Source organism: Pseudomonas fluorescens, assembly GCF_004683905.1.
In the GTDB taxonomy this organism is placed as follows: Bacteria; Pseudomonadota; Gammaproteobacteria; order Pseudomonadales; family Pseudomonadaceae; genus Aquipseudomonas; species Aquipseudomonas putida_A.
Window position 1 is genome coordinate 895,331 of record NZ_CP038438.1, and the last position, 22,709, is coordinate 918,039.

17 protein-coding genes and 1 tRNA gene are annotated in these 22,709 nt (G+C 60.7%); 15 read left to right on the top strand and 3 right to left on the bottom strand.

The features are described 5' to 3' along the window. Positions 1-11 precede the first annotated feature (11 nt). From nusA to E4T63_RS04025, 8 genes are all read left to right on the top strand, one after another. The gene (gene nusA / locus E4T63_RS03990) at positions 12-1,493 is read left to right on the top strand and encodes a transcription termination factor NusA (RefSeq protein ID WP_003221546.1); all 1,482 of its coding nucleotides are present in this window, start codon (positions 12-14) and stop codon (positions 1,491-1,493) included. 27 nt (positions 1,494-1,520) lie between these two features. Beyond that, a complete protein-coding gene (infB, locus tag E4T63_RS03995) occupies positions 1,521-4,040 on the top strand; it encodes a translation initiation factor IF-2 (RefSeq protein WP_027610783.1) in 2,520 nt (839 codons plus the stop codon). Positions 4,041-4,200: 160 nt separating this feature from the next. After that, the gene (rbfA, locus tag E4T63_RS04000) at positions 4,201-4,599 is read left to right on the top strand and encodes a 30S ribosome-binding factor RbfA (RefSeq protein WP_135294935.1); all 399 of its coding nucleotides are present in this window, start codon (positions 4,201-4,203) and stop codon (positions 4,597-4,599) included. Positions 4,600-4,603: 4 nt separating this feature from the next. Next, positions 4,604-5,521, top strand: coding sequence for a tRNA pseudouridine(55) synthase TruB (truB, locus tag E4T63_RS04005; RefSeq protein ID WP_024011571.1), 918 nt, complete (start codon positions 4,604-4,606; stop codon positions 5,519-5,521). A 115-nt stretch (positions 5,522-5,636) separates the two neighbouring features. Beyond that, a complete protein-coding gene (gene rpsO, locus E4T63_RS04010; RefSeq protein ID WP_003221553.1) occupies positions 5,637-5,906 on the top strand; it encodes a 30S ribosomal protein S15 in 270 nt (89 codons plus the stop codon). A gap of 193 nt (positions 5,907-6,099) precedes the next feature. Then, positions 6,100-8,205: a polyribonucleotide nucleotidyltransferase gene (gene pnp / locus E4T63_RS04015; RefSeq protein WP_007961443.1), complete on the top strand. Its 2,106-nt coding sequence runs from the start codon at positions 6,100-6,102 to the stop codon at positions 8,203-8,205. 129 nt (positions 8,206-8,334) lie between these two features. Next, positions 8,335-8,410: transfer RNA gene (locus tag E4T63_RS04020), tRNA-Thr, on the top strand. A gap of 229 nt (positions 8,411-8,639) precedes the next feature. Further along, complete coding sequence (locus E4T63_RS04025; protein WP_135294936.1) at positions 8,640-8,939, top strand: DUF6388 family protein; 300 nt, start codon at positions 8,640-8,642, stop codon at positions 8,937-8,939. 51 nt (positions 8,940-8,990) lie between these two features. Here E4T63_RS04025 and nadC read toward each other — a convergent pair whose 3' ends face one another. Then, positions 8,991-9,839 carry a carboxylating nicotinate-nucleotide diphosphorylase gene (nadC, locus tag E4T63_RS04030; RefSeq protein ID WP_027610785.1) on the bottom strand — a complete coding sequence of 283 codons (849 nt, stop codon included), beginning with the start codon at positions 9,837-9,839 and terminating at the stop codon, positions 8,991-8,993. A gap of 370 nt (positions 9,840-10,209) precedes the next feature. Here nadC and E4T63_RS04035 point away from each other — a divergent pair, with 370 nt between their 5' ends. From E4T63_RS04035 to E4T63_RS04055, 5 genes are all read left to right on the top strand, one after another. Continuing rightward, the gene (locus E4T63_RS04035; RefSeq protein WP_135294937.1) at positions 10,210-12,396 is read left to right on the top strand and encodes a DUF1631 domain-containing protein; all 2,187 of its coding nucleotides are present in this window, start codon (positions 10,210-10,212) and stop codon (positions 12,394-12,396) included. Between the two features lie 64 nt (positions 12,397-12,460). Next, positions 12,461-13,021: a 1,6-anhydro-N-acetylmuramyl-L-alanine amidase AmpD gene (gene ampD / locus E4T63_RS04040; RefSeq protein WP_103367760.1), complete on the top strand. Its 561-nt coding sequence runs from the start codon at positions 12,461-12,463 to the stop codon at positions 13,019-13,021. After that, entirely contained in the window at positions 13,018-13,857 is an 840-nt protein-coding gene (gene ampE / locus E4T63_RS04045; protein ID WP_098967162.1) for a regulatory signaling modulator protein AmpE, read from the top strand. The genes ampD and ampE overlap by 4 nt, the downstream gene beginning before the upstream one ends. Positions 13,858-15,448: 1,591 nt before the next feature. Next, positions 15,449-16,153, top strand: a complete 705-nt coding sequence (locus E4T63_RS28920; RefSeq protein ID WP_432431704.1) for a methyl-accepting chemotaxis protein — start codon at positions 15,449-15,451, stop codon at positions 16,151-16,153. A 274-nt stretch (positions 16,154-16,427) separates the two neighbouring features. Then, entirely contained in the window at positions 16,428-16,817 is a 390-nt protein-coding gene (locus E4T63_RS04055) for a hypothetical protein (RefSeq protein ID WP_135294939.1), read from the top strand. Here E4T63_RS04055 and E4T63_RS04060 read toward each other — a convergent pair whose 3' ends face one another. Then, positions 16,818-17,594 (bottom strand): TatD family hydrolase, encoded by a 777-nt coding sequence (locus tag E4T63_RS04060; protein ID WP_097090477.1) that lies wholly within the window; start codon positions 17,592-17,594, stop codon positions 16,818-16,820. Positions 17,595-17,597: 3 nt separating this feature from the next. After that, positions 17,598-18,593, bottom strand: coding sequence for a catabolite repressor/activator (cra, locus tag E4T63_RS04065; protein WP_027610792.1), 996 nt, complete (start codon positions 18,591-18,593; stop codon positions 17,598-17,600). Positions 18,594-18,899: 306 nt separating this feature from the next. On the opposite strand from cra, the gene ptsP reads away from it, so the two are divergent. Both ptsP and pfkB read left to right on the top strand, forming a co-directional pair. Further along, complete coding sequence (gene ptsP / locus E4T63_RS04070; protein WP_135294940.1) at positions 18,900-21,761, top strand: phosphoenolpyruvate--protein phosphotransferase; 2,862 nt, start codon at positions 18,900-18,902, stop codon at positions 21,759-21,761. After that, a complete protein-coding gene (gene pfkB, locus E4T63_RS04075; protein WP_135294941.1) occupies positions 21,761-22,702 on the top strand; it encodes a 1-phosphofructokinase in 942 nt (313 codons plus the stop codon). Before ptsP ends, pfkB begins: the two co-directional genes overlap by 1 nt. Positions 22,703-22,709: the final 7 nt, after the last annotated feature.

The window sequence follows — 22,709 nt, forward strand, 5'->3', positions numbered from 1 at the left end:
CGAGGCGTACGATGAGCAAAGAAGTACTGCTGGTTGTTGAGTCGGTATCCAATGAAAAGGGCGTACCGGCAAGCGTGATTTTTGAAGCGCTGGAGCTGGCTCTGGCCACTGCTACCAAAAAGCGTTTTGAAGACGAAGTTGACCTGCGTGTGGAAATTAACCGCCACACCGGTTCCTACGAGACTTTCCGTCGCTGGACAGTCGTCGAAGAGAATGATCTCGACGATCCTGCGATCGAAACCTGGCCAAGCAAGGTTGCCGAAACGCATCCGGGCGCCAAGGTCGGCGACGTCGTCGAAGAAAAGATCGAATCCATCGAGTTCGGCCGTATTGCTGCACAGACCGCCAAACAGGTCATCGTGCAGAAAGTGCGTGAAGCCGAGCGCGCTCAAGTGGTCGACGCCTATCGCGAGCGCCTGGGAGAAATCATCTCCGGCACCGTGAAGAAAGTCACCCGCGACAACGTGATCGTCGATCTGGGCAACAACGCCGAAGCGTTGCTGGCCCGTGAAGACATCATTTCTCGCGAAACCTTCCGTGTCGGTGTGCGTCTGCGTGCACTGCTCAAGGAAATCCGCACCGAGAACCGCGGCCCGCAGCTGATCCTGTCGCGTACCGCGCCGGAAATGCTGATCGAGCTGTTCCGTATCGAAGTGCCGGAAATCGCTGAAGGCCTGATCGAAGTAATGGCAGCGTCCCGTGATCCGGGTTCGCGTGCCAAGATCGCTGTCCGTTCCAAGGACAAACGCATCGACCCGCAGGGCGCGTGCATCGGTATGCGCGGTTCGCGCGTCCAGGCCGTGTCGGGCGAGTTGGGTGGCGAGCGTGTCGATATCGTCCTGTGGGACGATAACCCGGCGCAGTTCGTGATCAATGCCATGTCGCCGGCAGAAGTGGCGGCCATTATCGTTGACGAAGATGCCCATGCAATGGACATCGCCGTTGGCGCAGACAACCTGGCTCAGGCCATCGGTCGAGGTGGTCAGAACGTGCGTCTGGCGAGCCAGTTGACTGGCTGGACCCTGAACGTGATGACCGAATCGGACATCCAGGCTAAGCAGCAAGCAGAAACCGGCGACATCCTGCGCAACTTCATCGACGAGCTGGAAGTCGACGAAGAACTGGCTCAGGTGCTGGTAGATGAAGGCTTCACCAGCCTGGAAGAGATTGCCTACGTACCGTTGGAAGAAATGCTCAACATCGACGGCTTTGACGAAGATATCGTCAACGAGCTTCGCGCTCGTGCCAAGGATCGTTTGTTGACCAAAGCCATCGCTACTGAGGAAAAGCTGGCAGACGCCCATCCGGCCGAAGACCTGCTCTCGCTTGAGGGTATGGACAAGGATTTGGCGATGGAACTGGCGGTGCGCGGCGTAATTACCCGCGAAGACCTGGCCGAGCAGTCTATTGACGACCTGCTCGACATCGACGGCATTGACGATGATCGTGCCGGCAAGTTGATCATGGCCGCCCGAGCCCACTGGTTCGAGTAATTAGGCGCGGCCTGAGGAGAGAAGTGCATGACGCAAGTCACGGTGAAACAACTGGCCGATGAGGTCAAAACACCGGTAGAGCGCCTGTTGCAGCAGATGCGTGAGGCAGGTCTGCCGCACACCGCCGCCGAAGAAAATGTGACTGACAGTGAGAAGCAATCCCTGCTGACTCACTTGAAGAGCAGCCACAAGGCGAAAGTGGAAGAACCACGCAAGATCACGCTGCAGCGTAAAACCACCAGCACCCTGCGTGTGGCTGGTAGCAAGAGCATCAGCGTTGAAGTTCGCAAGAAGAAAGTTTTCGTACAGCGTAGCCCGGAAGAAATCGAAGCCGAGCGCAAGCGTGAACTGGAAGAGCGTCGCGCAGTAGAAAATGCTGCTCGTCAGAAGGCTGAAGAAGAAGCCAAGCAGCGCGCTGAAGAAGAAGCGCGTCGCCAGCCTGCTGCTGCGCCGTCCGCTCCTGCCGAAGCTGTTGCAGCACCTGCGCCAGTCGCTGAACCAGTGCGCGACGCCGCGCCGGTTGCTGCTGCGCCGGCTGCCGACACTCGCAAGCGTGACGAACAGCGCCGTCCGGACAAGCCACGTGCCGACGATAACAATCGTCGCGGCGGTGGTGGCGATGGCGAGCGCAAAAACGCTCCGCATCGCGCATCGGTCAAAGAAAAAGCGCCGGCTCCACGTGTGGCGCCACGCACTACCGACGAAGAAAGCGATGGCTTCCGTCGTGGTGGTCGCGGCAAGGCCAAGCTGAAAAAACGCAACGCTCACGGTTTCCAGAACCCTACCGGTCCTGTCGTGCGTGAAGTGAAGATCGGCGAGACCATCACTGTTGGCGATCTCGCTCAGCAGATGTCGGTCAAGGCTGCTGAAATCATCAAGTTCATGTTCAAACTGGGCACTCCAGCGACCATCAACCAGGTACTCGATCAGGAAACTGCTCAACTGGTAGCTGAAGAGCTGGGCCACAAAGTGACCCTGGTCAGCGACACCGCCCTGGAAGATTCCCTGGCCGAGTCCCTGAAGTTTGAAGGTGAGGCAGTTTCCCGTGCACCCGTCGTGACCGTAATGGGCCACGTTGACCACGGTAAGACTTCCCTGCTCGACTACATCCGTCGTGCCAAGGTAGCAGCGGGCGAAGCCGGCGGCATTACCCAGCACATCGGTGCGTACCACGTTGAAACCGACCGCGGCATGGTGACGTTCCTCGACACCCCTGGTCACGCTGCGTTTACCGCAATGCGTGCCCGTGGTGCCAAGGCGACCGACATCGTGATCCTGGTGGTTGCGGCGGACGACGGCGTGATGCCGCAAACCATCGAGGCTGTTCAGCACGCTCAGGCGGCTGGCGTTCCTCTGGTGGTTGCGGTGAACAAGATCGACAAGCCGGGTGCCGACCTCGATCGCATCCGCAGCGAACTGTCGGTTCACGGCGTGACCTCCGAAGACTGGGGTGGCGACACTCCATTCGTACCGGTTTCGGCGAAAATGGGTACCGGCGTTGACGAACTGCTCGAAGCCGTTCTGCTGCAGGCCGAAGTGCTCGAACTGACTGCCACTCCATCGGCTCCTGGCCGTGGTGTTGTCGTTGAATCGCGTCTGGACAAGGGCCGTGGCCCGGTGGCCACCGTGCTGGTTCAGGACGGTACGCTGCGTCAAGGCGACATGGTGCTGGTCGGCTCGAACTATGGCCGCGTGCGCGCCATGCTTGACGAGAACGGCAAGCCGATCAAGGAAGCAGGTCCGGCCATTCCGGTCGAGATCCTGGGTCTTGACGGTACGCCGGACGCTGGCGACGAGATGAGCGTGGTTGCCGACGAGAAGAAAGCCCGTGAAGTGGCTCTGTTCCGTCAAGGCAAGTTCCGCGAAGTCAAACTGGCTCGCGCTCACGCCGGCAAGCTGGAAAACATCTTCGAAAACATGGGCCAGGAAGAGAAGAAGACGCTCAACATCGTCCTCAAATCCGACGTCCGTGGTTCGCTGGAAGCTTTGCAGGGCGCTCTGAACGGCCTGGGCAACGACGAAGTGCAAGTGCGCGTAGTCGGTGGCGGTGTCGGTGGTATCACCGAATCCGACGCCAACCTGGCACTGGCTTCCAACGCTGTACTGTTCGGCTTCAACGTGCGTGCCGATGCTGGCGCACGGAAGATCGTCGAGCAGGAAGGTCTGGACATGCGTTACTACAACGTGATCTACGACATCATCGAAGACGTCAAGAAAGCCCTGACCGGCATGCTCGGCAGCGATGTTCGCGAGAACATCCTGGGTGTGGCCGAAGTGCGTGATGTGTTCCGTTCGCCGAAGTTTGGCGCGATCGCCGGTTGCATGGTGATCGAAGGTGTTGTGCACCGTAACCGTCCGATCCGTGTACTGCGTGAAGACATCGTTATCTTCGAAGGCGAGCTGGAATCCCTGCGCCGCTTCAAGGATGACGCTTCCGAAGTACGTGCCGGCATGGAATGCGGTATCGGCGTGAAGAGCTACAACGACGTCAAAGTCGGTGACAAGATCGAAGTCTTCGAGAAGGTTCAGGTTGCTCGCAGCCTCTGACTCGCGCACTTCAAGGGCCACGCCGAGCCGCCGCATGCAGATGCGCGCCACGGCGTCAGGACTCTAAACGCAACGCCCGGTCTGGCTTTTGTCAGGCCGGGCGTTTGCCGCTTTCAGACCTTGCGGGTTTCACCGTGGGGCAGTAACAGGTAACAAAATCATGGCAAAAGAATACAGCCGTACCCAACGTATCGGCGATCAGATGCAGCGTGAGCTGGCCCAACTGATCCGTCGTGAAGTCAAAGACCCGCGCGTCGGCCTGGTCACCATTACCGCTGTGGAAGTCAGCCGTGACGTCGGTCACGCGAAGATCTTCATCACCGTGATGGGGCAGGACAGCGCCGAAGACATCGCGCAAAGCATTAAGGTGCTCAACGCTGCCGCAGGTTTCCTGCGCATGCAGCTGGCCCGTGAAATGAAGCTGCGCAGCGTGCCGCAATTGCACTTCCACTACGACGAAAGCGTCGTGCGTGGCGCGCATCTGTCGGCCCTGATCGAGCGCGCCGTGGCTGAGGACAATCAGCACGTGGTCGCTGCACCTGAAGACACCAAGGAGTAATTCGGTGGCTCAGGTCAAACGTATCCGTCGTAACGTCAGCGGTATCATCCTGCTCGACAAGCCGCTGGGGTTCACCTCCAACGCCGCGTTGCAGAAGGTTCGCTGGTTGCTCAACGCCGAGAAGGCCGGTCACACCGGCAGTCTCGACCCGCTGGCCACCGGTGTCTTGCCGCTGTGCTTTGGCGAGGCAACGAAGTTCTCGCAGTACCTGCTCGATTCCGACAAGGGTTACGAAACCCTGGCGCAACTGGGCAAGACCACCACCACGGCGGACGCCGAGGGTGAGGTTTTGCAGGAGCGCCCGGTGACCGTTGGTCGCGCCGATGTCGAAGCGGTTCTGCCGAAATTTCGTGGGCAAATCAGTCAGATACCGCCGATGTACTCGGCACTCAAGCGTGACGGTCAGCCGCTGTACAAGCTGGCCCGTGCAGGCGAAGTAGTGGAGCGCGAACCGCGTTCTGTTACTATTGCGCGCTTGGAATTGCTGGCCTTCGAAGGCGATACTGCGCGTCTTGCGGTGGATTGCAGCAAGGGCACCTATATCCGCACCCTGGTGGAGGATATCGGTGAGCAACTCGGTTGTGGTGCGTACGTCGCAGAACTGCGTCGTACCCAGGCCGGGCCTTTCACCCTGGCGCAGACCGTGACCCTCGAAGAGCTGGAAGCGGTACATGCCGAAGGCGGCAACGAAGCGGTCGACCGCTTCCTGATGCCATCGGACAGCGGCCTGCAGGATTGGCCGCTGCTGCACTTCTCCGAAGCGAGTGCGTTCTACTGGCTCAACGGCCAGCCGGTACGCGCCCCGGATGCTCCGAAGTTCGGCATGGTACGGGTACAGGATCACAATGGTCGCTTCATCGGTATCGGTGAAGTGAGCGAAGACGGGCGCATCGCGCCGCGTCGACTGATTCGGTCAGAATGACCGAACGAGTGTGGCTGTTAACAGGCACGGTCACTACTCATTTATAGATACAGGGATTTGTCCCTGGCCTGTTGAAACTGTTTTTGAAACAGTTTCCTGATAAAAGGATTGCCTCATGGCTCTCGACGTTCAAGAAAAAGCTCAAATCGTTGCCGACTACCAGCAAGCTGTTGGTGATACTGGTTCGCCAGAAGTGCAAGTTGCACTGCTGACCGCCAACATCAACAAACTGCAAGGTCACTTCAAGGCCAACGGTAAAGACCACCACTCCCGTCGTGGTCTGATCCGCATGGTAAACCAGCGTCGTAAGCTGCTGGATTACCTGAAAGGCAAAGATCTGAGCCGTTACAGCGCTCTGATCGGCCGCCTGGGTCTGCGTCGCTAATCAGCGATTGCGCTATGAGGTTGGTGGTCTGTCAGGCATCAGCGGTTTTCCGCTGGTGGCTGGCAGGCTCCCAGCCTCAAGTTTTATCTGCACTACCGTTTTACCCGGACAGTCAGCGGGCCGATTCCCGACATTGCCCAAGAATTTCGCAAGAAACCAGTTCCCCCAAGAGCCACAAAGAAGGTAGGACACCGTGAACCCGGTAATCAAAAAATTCCAGTTCGGTCAGTCGACCGTTACCCTCGAGACTGGCCGTATCGCCCGTCAGGCCTCCGGCGCAGTATTGGTCACCGTTGACGACGACGTCAGCGTATTGGTGACCGTAGTCGGTGCCAAGCAAGCCGATCCAGGCAAGGGCTTCTTCCCTCTGTCCGTTCACTACCAGGAAAAGACTTACGCTGCCGGTAAGATCCCTGGCGGTTTCTTCAAGCGTGAAGGCCGTCCTTCCGAGAAAGAAACCCTGACTTCCCGACTGATCGACCGTCCGATCCGTCCGCTGTTCCCGGAAGGCTTCATGAACGAAGTGCAGGTTGTCTGCACCGTCGTTTCCACCAGCAAGAAGACCGATCCGGACATCGCTGCGATGATCGGTACCTCGGCTGCCCTGGCCATCTCGGGCATTCCGTTCGACGGCCCGATCGGCGCCGCTCGCGTCGCTTTCCACGAAAGCACCGGCTACCTGCTGAACCCGACCTACGAGCAGCAAGCTGCTTCGAGCCTGGACATGGTCGTTGCCGGCACCTCCGACGCCGTACTGATGGTTGAATCGGAAGCCAAAGAGCTGACCGAAGACCAGATGCTGGGCGCGGTACTGTTTGCTCACGACGAGTTCCAGGTGGTGATCAACGCCGTCAAAGAACTGGCCGCTGAAGCTGCCAAGCCAACCTGGACCTGGGCTCCTGCTCCAGAAGCCACCGAACTGCTGGGCGCGATCCGTGCCGAGTTCGGCGAAGCGATCTCCCAGGCTTACACCATCACTGTCAAGGCTGACCGCTACGCACGTCTGGGCGAGCTGAAAGACCAGGTCGTTGCCAAGCTGTCCGGCGAAGAAGGCCAGCCTTCTGCTGCTGACGTCAAAGCCGCTTTCGGCGAAATCGAATACCGCACCGTTCGCGAAAACATCGTTAACGGCAAGCCACGTATCGACGGCCGCGACACCCGCACCGTACGTCCGCTGAACATCGAAGTCGGCGTTCTGCCTAAGACTCACGGTTCGGCGCTGTTCACCCGTGGCGAAACCCAGGCTCTGGTAGTCGCGACGCTGGGTACTGCCCGCGACGCACAGCTGCTGGACACCCTGGAAGGCGAGAAAAAAGACCCGTTCATGCTGCACTACAACTTCCCTCCGTTCTCGGTGGGCGAGTGTGGTCGCATGGGTGGCGCTGGTCGTCGTGAAATCGGTCACGGCCGTCTGGCCCGTCGCTCCGTTTCGGCCATGCTGCCGGCCGCTGACGTGTTCCCGTACACCATCCGTGTGGTTTCGGAAATCACCGAATCCAACGGTTCGAGCTCGATGGCTTCCGTTTGCGGCGCTTCCCTGGCCCTGATGGACGCTGGTGTGCCAATGAAGGCTCCGGTTGCCGGTATCGCCATGGGTCTGGTTAAAGAAGGCGAGAAGTTCGCCGTCCTGACCGACATCCTGGGTGACGAAGACCACCTGGGCGACATGGACTTCAAAGTAGCCGGTACCGCCAAAGGCGTTACTGCGCTGCAGATGGACATCAAGATCAAGGGCATCACCGAAGAGATCATGGAAATCGCTCTGGGCCAAGCCCTGGAAGCGCGCCTGAACATCCTCGGCCAGATGAACCAGATCATCGGCCAGTCGCGTACCGAACTGTCGGCCAACGCTCCGACCATGATCGCGATGAAGATCGACACCGACAAGATCCGTGACGTTATCGGTAAAGGTGGCGCGACCATCCGTGCGATCTGCGAAGAAACCAAGGCTTCGATCGACATCGAAGACGACGGTTCGATCAAGATCTTCGGCGAAACCAAGGATGCCGCAGAAGCTGCTCGTCAGCGCGTTCTGAGCATCACTGCAGAAGCCGAGATCGGCAAGATCTACGTCGGCAAGGTTGAACGCATCGTCGACTTCGGCGCATTCGTCAACATCCTGCCGGGCAAGGACGGTCTGGTGCACATCTCGATGCTGAGCGACGCTCGCGTAGAGAAAGTCACCGACATCCTGAAAGAAGGCCAGGAAGTGGAAGTGCTGGTACTGGACGTGGACAACCGCGGCCGTATCAAGCTGTCCATCAAAGACGTGGCAGCGGCCAAGGCTTCGGGCGTTTAATCAGCCCACAGCTTTAGCGCAATGAAAATGCCCCGCCGTGAAAACGGCGGGGCATTTTTTTGTCTGCGAAATACCGGGACAGGCTTTGAAGTTGCCGGACTTCAAGACCGGTGCTAGGTTTAGCCCACCGCCCGTGTAGCTCAGCCGGTAGAGCAGCGCACTCGTAACGCGAAGGTCGCAGGTTCGATTCCTGTCTCGGGCACCATCCCCTCGCGCAATCCCGCGATTTATGTCTCCCAGGTCAAAGTTTTTGTGCGAGAGATGTAAAGAGCCGTGTAATTCGTCATGCAAACGTCCTATATTCGGTGCCTGCATGAGCATCGCTTAGCAGTTTTCAGATGATCCCGAATGGTTCCGAAGGCCGGACAATCCGCGTCAGAGAGATCCTTGATGATCCAGATCCATCCTCCATTCTTACGATCAGCGAGAACGCCATGACCGAATTAACTCAAGAGCAACGTCACGTACTAGCGCTGGAAAAATACATTCAGGACGTCCCGGACCTGAAAGAAGAGATCAAGGACCTGAGTCCTGATGATCAGAAAGACCAGATCCAGTGGGCGTTCGAGGACGAAGCCGAAGCCCAGGGCTTGCAGCCGTGGGAGCTGACGCTCAAGTACACCAGCACCCCTGAAGAGTTTGAGGCCAAGCGCCTGGAGCTGCACAAGGAGGCGGCCGAGGTGTTGGGCGTCGAGTGGGACGAGTACTGCGAGATGAACAATCTGGTGGTCTGAAACAAAAACGCCAGCCTCAACCGGGCTGGCGTTTTTTATTGCGTGACAGCCTCAGAGGCTCAGACGCATCGACAGGTCCACCGCCTTCACGTCCTTGGTCATCGCCCCGATCGAGATGTAATCCACGCCGGTTTCGGCGATCGGCAGCAGCGTGCTTTCGTTGATGCCGCCGCTGGCTTCCAGTTTGGCCTTGCCGCCATTCAGGCGCACGGCTTCGCGCATGTCATCCAGGCTCAGTTCGTCGAGCATGATGATGTCGGCGCCGGCAGTCAGCGCCTCCTTCAGTTCTTCCAGGCTCTCCACTTCGACTTCCACCGGTTTGCCCGGCGCGATCTTGTGCGCGGCGGCGATGGCCTGCGCGATGCCACCACTGGCGGCGATGTGGTTTTCCTTGATCAGGAACGCGTCGTAGAGACCGATGCGGTGGTTGTGGCAACCACCGCAGGTCACTGCGTACTTCTGCGCCAGACGCAGGCCCGGCAAGGTCTTGCGGGTATCCAGCAGCTTGACCTGGGTTTGCGCCACGAAGTCCGCCAGATATTGCGCACGCGTGGCCACGCCGGACAGCAGTTGCAGGAAGTTCAGCGCGCTGCGTTCGCCAGTCAGCAACGAACGGGCCGGGCCCTCCAGATGAAACAACGGCTGGTTGGGTTTGACCCGTTCACCGTCCCGTACCTGCCAGTGCACCGCGACGCGCGGATCGAGCTGGCGAAACACCGTGTCGACCCACGCCGTGCCGCAGATAACCGCTTCGTCGCGAGTGATGATGGTGGCTTTGGCCAGACGTTCGGCCGGGATCAGTTGTGCGGTGATGTCGCCGCTGCCGACATCTTCGAGCAACGCACGGCGCACGTTGGCTTCGATTTCGGCGGTCAGATCGGCGAGACGTAGATTCGGCATAACGGGCTCCACAAACTAAGTGCGCCGATTATAGGGGCATGGCAGGAGCCAACCCAAGGCGAGAACGCGCGTGCCTGACTGCAATTGGTCGATTTTCTGTGAGCAAAGCGCCGTTTTTCGTGGTCACTGGAAGGTGTCGCGGGCATAGGGGAAACCCTGACGGCTATAGCGCCGGTGACAAGTTTTGCAAGATAATCCGCCTTGCATTTGACGTCATGGCTTTGACGCCGATGTGGGAGCGGGCTTGCTCGCGAAAGCGGTTTGTCAGTGACAGTTTTGGCGAACGACACACCGCTTTCGCGAGCAAGCCCGCTCCCACAGGGAATTGCGCGGTAAATGCCCAGTGGAATCACCGTTTCAGGAGGCTTGGATGCACAACGACGGGAATGTAGTGCCTTTGCACAAGGCCGCTACCGATCAGGCGAATCATTCGCCGCTCGCCCGCCTGCCTGTGATTCTGCTTCAGGTCCGCGACAAGGCCGCCCAGCAACTGCGCCACGGTTTGCAGGAGTTGTTCGATAATGCCGACGACACCCTGTTCGAAATGGCCGACCGAGCGCGCAACGATGTCGAGCAGAACATCTTTTTCGAAGCCATGCGCGACCTGCGCCTCAAGCGCAAAAACATCGAACGGGGTTTTCTCGAGCAATTCTTCGAAGCCTTTGTCGCGCTGATTCAATACGAAGTCGTGCAACCCACATTGTCCGGCACGCTGATATTCGAGGATTCGGCACCGCGTACCGATGACATGGAACGCAGCGTGGCGGTCGAGACCATGGTCGGGCGGGTGCTCAAGCGTGATGGCTTTGCTCTTGATCAACTGACTGCGCGGCTCAACGTGTTGCTGGGCAAGGATTTCGATAACCAACACAATCCGCTCGGCCCGGCGATGCTTTGCGAGTTCTTTCTGCAGGCCGGACGTAACCTGGGCGTGGAGATCAAGGTCAAGCTGATCCTGCTCAAACTGTTCGAACGCTACGTGCTGGCCGATACCGAGCAGTTGTATGCCGAAGCCAATCAATTGCTGGTCGCCACCGGCGTGTTGCCTGAGTTGAAACCGGCCCCCGCACGCCGCGCAATCGAGCGTGCGGCAGCAAGCATCAGCAGCGAAGAGAGTGACGAACCCGCGCCCGCCGACGAAGGCGTGCAGGAAGTCTTCGCCGCGTTGCAGGAACTGCTGCTGCACGTGCGCGGCAGTGTCGCGCCGACCCTGGAGCCGAGTGCGGCGGCGCAACCGATCAGCACCCGTGATCTACTGCGCCTGCTTTCACACTTGCAGCAATACGTCCCGGCGCTGGCGGCGCAGGACGATTTCGATCTGCGCAATCAGCTTGAGCAGCTGCTGACGCGGGTCAGCGTGAGGAGCGGCAAATCACGCATCGTCGACGGCGCCGATGAAGACGTGATCAACCTGATCGCCATGGTCTTCGATTGCATCCTCGAAGACCGTAACCTCCCGGATTCGCTCAAGGCGTTGATCGCGCGTTTGCAGATTCCGATGCTCAAGGTCGCAGTACTCGACAAGAGCTTCTTCAGCCGCAGCAGCCACCCGGCGCGGCGCCTGCTCAACGAAATCGCCGATGCCGCCATGGGCTGGGGCGATTGCAATGGCGAGGCGCGTGACAGCCTGTATCTGCGCATTGAACAAGTGGTGCAGCGCCTGTTGAGTGATTTCGTCGACGACCCGGCAATTTTCTCCGAGTTGCTCGCCGATTTCCTGGCCTTCACCAGTGATGAACGGCGGCGCAGCGAATTGCTGGAGCAGCGTTTGCGCGATGCCGAGGAAGGACGGGCGAAAACCGAACTGGCTCGGCAGCGAGTCGAGCATGTGCTGAACCAGGCGTTGCTGGGTAAAGTCCTGCCGCCGTCGGTGGTGACCTTTGTGCGTGATGCGTGGAGCAAAGTGCTGCTGCTGACCTGCCTCAAACATGGCGACCACTGCGCTGAATGGCAGGCCGATGTGCAGACCATGGAGCAATTGATCTGGAGCGTACAGCGTCACGACGAGGTGGACGCCGATCTGCAGTTGCTGGCGCTGGTGCCAGGGTTGCTCAAATCATTGCGTGATGGCCTGAGCAGTTCGGCGTTTGATCCGTTCGCCACCAGCGAATTTTTCAGCGAGCTGGAAGCGCTGCATGTGCGGGTGCTTGAACCGCTCACCGAGCAGCCGCCGGCCGATGCGCCGGCGTTGGTGGAGGTGTCGCAGCACATCACCCTGCGTAGCGCCGACGAGGGCGCGATCGGCGTGAATGCCAGCGGCCTGGCGCATGACGACCCGGGGCTGCGTCAGTTGGAGCAACTGCGCCTGGGCAGTTGGGTGGCGTTCCAGGAAGATGACGAGCACAGCCTGCGCTGCAAGCTGGCAGCGATCATCGAAGCCACCGGCAAATACGTGTTCGTCGACCGCACCGGGATGAAGGTGCTGGAGCGCAGCCGCGTCGATCTGGCCCTCGAGTTCCGCCGTGGCGCGGTGCGGGCGCTGGATGACACCTTGCTGTTCGATCGGGCGCTGGAGTCGGTGCTTGGCAATCTGCGGCGACTCAATCGCGGCAAGTGATCGCGCGCCGGGGCCCGATCACGGCATACTGGGCGCCAACACAGTCGGCGTTGAAGGAATCGGTATGCAGTTGGATCCCGCTAGCGGGTGGTGTCACGGGGTACAGGTCTGCCCATCGCCCAACTTCAATGAACGCCCTGCGGGCGAAATCTCCCTGTTGGTGATCCACAACATCAGCCTGCCGCCGGCGCAGTTTGCCACCGGCAAGGTGCAGGAATTTTTCCAGAATCGTCTGGATGTCACCGAGCATCCCTATTTTGCAGGGATTGCCGACCTGCGCGTCTCGGCGCATTTTCTGATCGAACGTGACGGCACCGTCACCCAGTTTGTCTCCTGTCTTGAGCGGGCGTGGCATGCTGGCGTGTCGATGTTCGAAGGCCGGGAAACCTGTAACGATTTTTCCGTGGGCATCGAGCTCGAAGGCACTGATGATCTGCCCTTTACCGATGCGCAGTATCAGGCGCTGATCACGTTGACGCGTCAGTTGCAAACAGCATTTCCGGCTATCACCGGCGCCCGTATCTGCGGGCACAGCGACATCGCACCCGGGCGCAAGACCGATCCTGGCCCGGCATTCGACTGGGCGCGTTACCGCGCCGCCCTGGCACAAGAGGAAGGACAATGAGTTTTCTGGTGTTACTGCTGGCGGTCTGGATCGAGAAATTCTCGGCCCTGCGCCATCGGGTTCAACGCGATGGCGGATGGATCCGCGAACTGCACAAACTCGAAACCAGCGCGCGCCTGGCCCAGCGACCATGGCTGGTGCTGACGATTCTGGTGTTGCTGCCGGTGGCGCTGCTCGGCTTGTTGCTGGTGGTACTGGAACCCGTCGCGTACGGCTTGCTGGCCTTGCCGGTGCATTTGCTGGTGGTGATTTATGCGCTGGGGCGCGGTGATCTGCTCGGCGGTCTCGGGCCGTTTCGTGACGCATGGCGTCGCGAAGACCTCCAAGCCGCCGCGCATGTGGCCAAGCGTGATCTGGATATCTGTGCCGACAGTGGTGAGCAATTGCTGGATCGGGTCCAAGGGCACCTGTTGTGGCAGGCCTATCAAAGTTTCTTCGCGGTGATCTTCTGGTACTTCGTGCTCGGTCCGGTCGCGGCGCTGGCTTATCGCTTGCTCGCATTGGCGGAAGAACACAGCCAGAACCCGGCGCTCGCCGAACGTGCCGGACAGTTACGTCACGCCTTTGACTGGTTGCCAGTGCGCTTGCTCGCCGCCAGTCTGGCTCTGGTCGGCAATTTCGTCGCGGTCAGCCGGGTGATGTTGCATGAGCTGCTGAACTGGAACATCAGCGCCGCGCAGTTGATCAACAAGGTCGGGCTGGCAGCGGGTGAGATCCCGCCGCCGGTAGTTGGTCCTGAAGGCATCAACACTCTCGACTGCCTCTGGGAACTGCTGCTGCGCGCGGCGGTGTTGTGGTATGCCGGGTTTGCCTTGTGGACAGTCTTGATTCACTGATACTCGCCCGTGAAATTCATTGTGGTGAGGGGATTTATCCCCGATGGCGCGCGCAGCGGCCCCAATATCTTAATGGGGCTGCTGTGCAGCCCATCGGGGATAAATCCCCTCGCCACAGGTCAGTGACCGGCGCAGCGTAGTCGTTAACCTTAAGTTACAAAACCTCTCCCCGATTTGAGCTATACAGAGACAGCGCCCGATAGTGGCTATCTGCTGTCGCCCCGCGCCTGCCAATAAAAACAAGAAAAACCAAGGGAGACTTCCAGTGAAGAGCTTGCTCTATCCCGCCGTCTCGCTGATGAACCGTCTGAGCTTCGGCATGAAGTTCAGCTTGATCAGCGTGCTGTTCCTGGTGCCGATGCTGGTGACCAATTTTTATCTGGTGCGCGATTCCTATCGCGAATTCCAGGGCACCCGGGTCGAATTGCAGAGCCTCGATCTGCTGGGCAGCAGCCTGAGCCAGCGCCGGGATCTGGAAACGCTGAACAATCTGGTGCAGATCAACGTCACCCTCGGCCAGTCCGGCAAAGCCGACAATCTCGAAGCGCAGATCAGCGGCCTGGAGCAATCCGTGCTGGCGCGCCTGCAAGGTCTGCAGGCGATGACCGACGATCCCGAACAGATCAAACTGTTCGACGGCAAACGCGATGAAATGATCAGCGCGCTCAAGGCCCAACAGGCGGAAAGCTCCCTGCAAAGCAAAAGCGCAATGATCGGCAAGCTGCTCGGCAACGCGCAGATTTTCAGCCAGATCATCGCCAGTCAGGCCGGTCTGAGCCGCGACAACCAGAGCGACATCCGTCAGCTCAGCGATCTGCTCACCAACATCACTCCGGCCGTGACCCAGACTCTCGGTGAAGGTCGAGCCATCGGTTCGTATTCGTTGGGGCAGGGCTTTCTCAACAGTTCGTCGAGCAGCCGTTTCGACGAGTTGCTGGCGCAGATCGAAAAGCTCCAGGCTGAATACGCGTTGAAACTGCAGGACGCCCTCGACTCCAGCCAGGCCGCGCGCGCCAGTCTCAGCGCGCCGGCCGACAGCAGCAAGGCTTCGCTCAAACAGGCCAGTGAACTGTTTGAGGCGAAAGTCGTGGTGGCCGAGACCCTCGATACCCCGTGGCAGGCGTTCTACGATCAGGTCACCGGGCTGATGGCGCAGACCTACCAGCTCAATGACGCGACCCTGAAATTCCTCGATACCCAACTGCAGCAGCGCCTGGCGCAAAACCGCACGCACATGGTGTTGCAGGCGGTGGCGCTGGCGGTGGTGTTCGTGCTGATTTTCTATCTCTACGGCGGGTTCTACGCCTCGACCCGCACCACGCTCAAGCGCTTGGGCGCGATGATGGACAAGGTCGCGGCCGGTGACATGACGGTCAATTTCAAGGCCAACAGCCGCGATGAACTCGGCGAGCTGGGTGAGGTGTTCAACGGCACCGTGAGGAAAATCCATGACCTGATCGAGCGAGTCGGGCAGACCGTGGCTGAGGTCGAGCGCCAGGCAGGGCAGGTGGAAACTGTTTCCGCGCAAAGCAATCAGGCGGTGGCCGGGCAGCGCACGCAGATCGAGCAAGTGGCGACCGCGATGAACCAGATGTCGGCGACCTCGCTGGAAGTTGCACGCAGCGCAGCGGCAGCGGTGAGCAGCGCGCACAGCGTCAACGATGAAACCGTCAGCGGTCGCACACTGGTGGAGTCGCAGCAGGGCAGCATTGCTGCGCTGGCCAGCGAGATCGATCAATCGGTGCTGGTGATCAACCAGTTGGCCAGCGACAGCCAGTCGATCAGCCGCGTGCTGGAAGTGATCAAGAGCATTGCCGAGCAGACCAACTTGCTGGCGCTCAACGCCGCCATCGAAGCCGCCCGGGCCGGAGAGCAGGGCCGGGGATTTGCGGTGGTGGCGGACGAAGTGCGTACGTTGGCCAAGCGCACCCAGCAATCGACCGAAGAAATCGAGCAGATGATCAGCAAGCTGCATGGCGGCGTGGGCGCTGCGGTGAAGGCCATGGGCGTTAGCCATCAGATGGCCAACGGCACGGTCGGGCAGTCGGAAAAGGTCCAGCAGGCGCTGGAAAACATCCTCGGCGCGGTAGGCATGATCGTCGACCAGAACCAGCAGATCGCTGCCGCCGTGGAGCAACAGACTGCGGTGGCCCATGACATCGACCAGAACATCGTCGAGATCAATCGCGCTGGCGAGCGCACGGCGCAGGGGGCGCACCAGACGGAGGACGCCAGCCGAGCGTTGTCAGCGCAGGTGGTGGAACTGAAACAGCTGATCAGCGCGTTCCGCGTCTAAGTCCTGACGCAGCGGAAGATCCTGTAGCGAGGGGATTCATCCCCGATGGGACGCATAGCGTCCTCCCAAGCCTGTAAGTGATCAGGGACCGCTGCGCAGTCCATCGGGGATGAATCCCCTCACCACAGGGCTGGAGCAGGGCAGATGTCAGAACATTTTGTAATGCTTTGATGCTTACGCTTGTAAGCCAATTCCTGTTTTCTTCCGGCGGCTGGCTTTTCGTCATTATTGAGCCAGTATCCCTGATCAGTTAGTTGCGCTGAGGAGGCCGCGAATGTCCGTTGTAACCCTGGGAGTTCAGGGCCGTTGTGCTCATTGCCAGACCACGCAGGTGCTTAAACCCTGGCAACTCAATGCCATCGCAATCAATGAACCGTTTACCTGCAATCACTGCCAGAAAACCCTGGAGTTGCGCTGTCCGGTGCAGATCAAACGCTTCAAATCTCTCGACTCTCTCGGATTGCTGCGCTTCAGCGCGTCAGTCACGGTGTGCACCGCGCTGTTGGTGGCGTTGGTCATGGAATGGATCGGGCTGCTCAACGTGACGGAACAGTTGAATGCATCACTGATCGTGCTTTTCGTGTACTTCGCGCTGCTGCGTTTTGTTCATCATCGCCAGCACATGACCCTGATCCTCGAGGCGGCCAAGGCCCACGGCGACTGATTACCAACCAAACACTTCGCAGCTGTTGGCGGTGCTGGCGGCGGCCAGTCGTTCTGCACTGACATTCATCAACTCGGCCAGTGCCGCACAGATCGCCGGCAAGTGCGCCGGTGTATTGCGTACTCCGGGAAACATCGCCGGCGCCATGTCCGGAGAGTCGGTCTCCAGCACGATCGAATCCAGCGGCAGATCCGCCAGCACCCGATGCATGCGCAACGCCTGCGGCCAGGTTGGCGCGCCGCCCAGACCCAGTTTGAAACCGAGCTTGATGTATTCGCGTGCTTCTTCGCGGCTGCCGGCGAACGCGTGGATGATGCCCGCGCGCTTGAGCTTGAAGCGCTTGAGCGTGGCGATCACCGCGGCGTGGCTGCGGCGCACGTGGATCAGCGCCGGCAGTTCGAAATCTGCCGCCAGTTGCAGCTGCGCGTCGAACAGCGCCTGCTGGCGTTCGCGGTCGAGGGTTTCGATGAAGTAATCCAGGCCGATCTCGCCCACCGCACACAGTTGCCGATGGCCGCGTAGCCGCGTCAGCCAGTCGCCGAGTGCGCGTAGATCTTCGGGTTGATGCTGATCGAGGTACACCGGATGCAGACCAAATGCCGCGTACAGGTCGGCATCGCTCTGCACCAGCTCCCACACCCGTTGCCAATTGCCCTGATAAACCCCCAGCACCACCATCCGCCGCACCCCGAGGGCGCGGCTTTCGGCGAGCAAGGCCGAGCGATCGGCGTCGAAGTCGGGGAAGTCGAGGTGGGTGTGGCTGTCGATCAGCTCCACGGTTCAGTCCCGATGAATACGCTGCTTGAAGGTACGGGCGATGGCCTGCACGCCAGGCTTGTATTGCGATTGCTCGACGGCGGCCAGCGCCAGTTCCAGCGCCTTGTCGGCGATCAACTGGTGCTGCTGGGCCATGGCGTTGACCGGCAGCGGCAGAAAGTCGAGCAATTGCGTGTCACCGAAGGTGCCCAGACGCAGCGGGCGGGATTTGAGCGGGAAGTCATGCAGCGCATCGAACACGCCCTGCAACAGCACGTAGGACGTGGTCACCAGCGCATCCGGCAAATGCCCCAGGCGTTGCAGGAGTTCTTCCATCAGTTGCTTGCCGCATTCACGGCTGAAGGACTCGGCGTGCTCGATCAGCACTTCGCCTTTGAACTCGACCAGCGCCTGCTTGAAGCCCGCCGCACGTTCCTGACTGATGCTCAGCTCCGGACGCGCGCCGAGCAGCACGATCTGTTTCGGCTGCGGATCGAGCAGGCTCTGGGTCAGGTGCAGGCTGGCTTCGCGGTCATCACTGATCACCGAGCAGAAGTGCTCGGGTTCCATGACCCGGTCGATGGCGATGATCGGCAAGCCCTTGGCCTGCAACTGGCGATAGCTGTCGTCACCGGCCGGCAGGCAACTGGCGACGATCAGCGCATCGCAGCGGCGCGCCTTGAACAGTTGCAGCAACTGGCGCTCGCTGTCCGGCGCATCGTCGGAGCTGGCAATCAGCAACTGATAGCCACGCGCCCGCGCGCCTTGCTCCAGCAGTTTGGCGATCCGCGCGTAACTGGGGTTTTCCAGGTCCGGCAGAATAAAACCCAACGTGCGCGTGTGCCGACTGCGCAACCCGGCCGCTTGCGGGTTGGGGGTGAAGCCGTGCTGTTCGACGACCGCACGCACCCGCTCGACCGTGGCGTTGCTGATGCGTTGCTGTTCGGCCTTGCCGTTGATGACGTAGCTGGCGGTGGTCACGGACACTCCGGCCAACCGCGCGATATCACTGAGTTTCAACCCGGGATTTCCTTGTTTTTTCGAGCTTGCCGCCACATTTTCGCCAATCCTAACCGATTCGGGCAGACGACTATTGTCGCAGCGCATCCGACAAGTTGGACTTCAAGGATGAGACATTATCGAGTAACGTGCCGATCAATCTAGATTAAACGTTTCAGCAAGCGTATTTTCTACGTTTTAGACGCCTTTGGCCGGTTCTGCCGTGAAACCGCCAAAACTGCCGCTGAAAAGCAGGCTGACCAGCGCCTAAGCTGTGACCATTCAAAACAATATCCTGGCGCATCCATGTGCCAAAAAGGAGATCGCATGCTCGAGCTCACTATAGAGCAGATATCCATGGGCCAATCGGCTGTGGATAAACCCGCCGCCCTGCAATTGCTTGCCCATCATCTGGTGGCCGATGGCCTGGTCGCCGATGGCTACCTCGCTGGATTGCAGGCCCGGGAAGCCCAGGGCTCGACCTTTCTCGGCCAGGGTATCGCCATCCCTCACGGTACGCCCGAGACCCGCGATCAGGTGTTCGCCACCGGCGTGCGGCTGATGCAGTTTCCCGAGGGCGTGGACTGGGGCGACGGCCAGATCGTTTATCTGGCGATCGGCATCGCCGCCAAATCCGACGAACACCTGCGTCTGCTGCAGTTGCTGACCCGCGCCCTGGGCGAGACCGATCTGGGTCAGGCCCTGCGTCGCGCCAGTTCTCCCGAGGCGCTGCTGAAATTGCTGCAAGGCGCGCCACAGGAACTGGCGCTGGATGCGCAGATGATCGGCCTCGGCGTGTCGGCTGACGATTTCGAAGAACTGGTCTGGCGTGGCGCGCGTCTGTTGCGTCAGGCTGATTGTGTGAGCAACGGTTTTGCCGGTGTGTTGCAACAAGTCGAAGCGCTGCCACTGGGCGATGGCCTGTGGTGGCTGCACAGCGAGCAGACCGTGAAACGTCCGGGCCTGGCCTTCGTCACCCCGGACAAACCGATGCGCTACCTCGGGCAGCCGCTCAGCGGTCTGTTCTGTCTGGCCAGTCTGGGTGAGGCGCATCAGGCGCTGCTTGAACGTCTGTGCGCGCTCCTCATCGAAGGGCGCGGCCATGAATTGGGCCGCGCCACCAGCAGTCGTAAAGTCCTCGAAGTGCTCGGCGGCGAACTGCCCGCCGATTGGCCGAGCGCACGTATTGCCCTGGCCAACGCCCACGGTTTGCATGCACGCCCTGCGAAGATCCTTGCGCAACTGGCGAAGAGTTTCGACGGTGAAATCCGCGTGCGCATCGTCGACAGCGCGGACAGCGCCGTGTCGGTAAAAAGCCTGAGCAAACTGCTGAGCCTCGGCGCCCGTCGTGGTCAGGTGCTGGAGTTGATCGCCGAACCGAGCATCGCTGCTGACGCCTTGCCTGCATTGCTGGCCGCTATCGAAGAAGGCCTCGGCGAAGAAGTCGAACCGTTGCCGGCCGTGAGTCAGCAACGCGAAGTCATCGCTGATATCGCCGAAGTGCTGATCGCCCCGGCGTCCGGCGCGCAGTTGCAGGCGATCCCGGCGGCACCGGGCATCGCCATTGGGCCTGCGCATATTCAGGTGCAACAGGCTATCGATTACCCGTTGCGCGGCGAGTCCGCCGCCATCGAGCGCGAGCGCCTCAAGCAAGCGCTGAGCGATGTGCGCAGTGACATCCAGGGCCTGATCGAACGCAGCAAGGCCAAGGCGATTCGCGAGATTTTCATCACCCACCAGGAAATGCTCGACGACCCGGAACTGACCGACGAAGTCGACACCCGCCTCAAACAAGGCGAAAGCGCCGAAGCGGCGTGGATGGCGGTGATTGAAGCAGCGGCCAAACAACAGGAATCGCTGCAGGACGCGTTGCTCGCTGAGCGGGCGGCGGATTTGCGGGACATAGGCCGCCGGGTACTGGCGCAACTCTGTGGTGTGCAGACTCCGAATGAGCCGGAGCAGCCATACATTCTGGTGATGGACGAAGTCGGCCCATCCGACGTGGCGCGGCTCGATCCGGCCCGAGTTGCAGGGATTCTCACCGCGCGCGGCGGCGCCACGGCGCACAGTGCAATCGTCGCCCGTGCATTGGGCATTCCGGCGCTGGTCGGAGCTGGCGCTGCGGTGTTGCTGCTGGAACCGGGCACGCCGTTGCTGCTCGACGGCCAGCGCGGTCGCCTGCACGTCGACGCCGATGCCGCGACCCTGCAACGCGCCGCCGAAGAACGCGACACCCGCGAGCAGCGCCTCAAGGCTGCCGCCGAACAACGTCATCAACCGGCGCACACCACTGACGGTCACGCCGTGGAAGTGTTCGCCAACATCGGTGAAAGCGCCGGAGTTACCGCTGCGGTCGAGCAGGGCGCCGAAGGTATTGGTCTGCTGCGCACCGAACTGATTTTCATGGCTCACCCGCAAGCGCCAGACGAAGCCACTCAAGAGGCCGAATACCGTCGCGTTCTCGACGGCCTCGCCGGGCGGCCGCTGGTGGTGCGCACCCTTGATGTCGGCGGTGACAAACCGCTGCCGTATTGGCCGATCGCCAAGGAAGAAAACCCGTTCCTCGGCGTGCGCGGCATTCGCCTGACCTTGCAGCGTCCGCAGGTCATGGAAGCGCAGCTACGCGCCTTGCTGCGTTCGGCGGACAACCGTCCGCTGCGGATCATGTTCCCGATGGTCGGCAGTGTTGAAGAGTGGCGTCAGGCCCGCGACATGACCGAGCGTCTGCGCCTGGAAATCCCGGTCGCGGACTTGCAACTGGGGATCATGATCGAAGTACCGTCCGCTGCATTGCTGGCGCCGGTATTGGCCAAGGAAGTCGACTTCTTCAGCGTCGGTACCAACGACCTGACGCAATACACCCTGGCCATCGACCGTGGTCATCCGACGCTTTCGGCCCAGGCTGACGGCCTGCACCCGGCGGTGCTGCAACTGATCGACATCACCGTGCGCGCCGCGCATACCCATGGCAAATGGGTCGGCGTGTGCGGCGAGCTGGCGGCAGATCCGCTGGCGGTGCCGGTGCTGGTCGGCCTCGGTGTCGATGAGCTGAGCGTGTCCGGGCGCAGCATCGCCGAGGTCAAGGCGCGCATCCGCGAACTCAGCCTGACCCAGGCGCAAACCCTTGCTCAACAAGCCCTCACCGTGGGCAGCGCGAACGAAGTGCGTGCATTAGTGGAGGCCCTGTAATGGCCAAGATTCTCACCCTGACCCTCAACCCGGCGCTGGACCTCACGGTTGAGCTGCCACGCCTGGAGGCCGGTCAGGTCAACCGCAGCGACGAGATGCACACCCACGCCGCCGGCAAAGGCGTGAACGTCGCCCAGGTACTCGCAGACCTCGGGCATCAACTGACGGTCAGCGGCTTTCTCGGCGAAGACAATCTGCAAGCCTTCGAAACCCTGTTCGCCAAGCGCGGCTTTGTCGATGCGTTCATTCGCGTGCCGGGGGAGACGCGCAGCAACATCAAGGTCGCCGAGCACGACGGGCGCATCACCGACATCAACGGCCCGGGGCCGGTGGTCGACGCGACGGCGCAGCAGGCGTTGCTTGAGCGTCTGCTGCAGATCGCTCCGGGGCATGACGCGGTGGTGGTCGCCGGCAGTCTGCCGCGTGGCGTCAGTGCGCAGTGGTTGCGTGAGTTGATCGAACGCCTGAACGGTCTCGGCCTGAAAGTCGCCCTCGACAGCAGTGGTGACGCCTTGCGCGCGGCCATTGAAGCGCGCCCGTGGCTGATCAAGCCGAATACCGAAGAACTCGCCGATGCGCTCGATTGCGATGTGGTCTCGCACGCCGCCGAAGATCAGGCTGCGGCGTGCCTGCACGCCAAGGGTATCGAGCACGTGGTGATCTCCCATGGCGCCGACGGTGTGAACTGGTTCAGCGTCGGCTCGGCGCTGCATGCCACGCCGCCCAAGGTTACGGTCGCCAGCACAGTGGGTGCCGGTGACTCGTTGCTGGCCGGCATGCTCCACGGTCTGCTCAGTGCCGATACGCCCGAGCAGACCCTGCGCACGGCCACGGCGATTGCCGCGATGGCGGTGACGCAGATCGGTTTCGGCATCAACGATGCGGCGCAACTGGCGCAGCTCGAACAGGGCGTACGCGTGCGTCCCCTGACAGAACAATAAGAGGGTT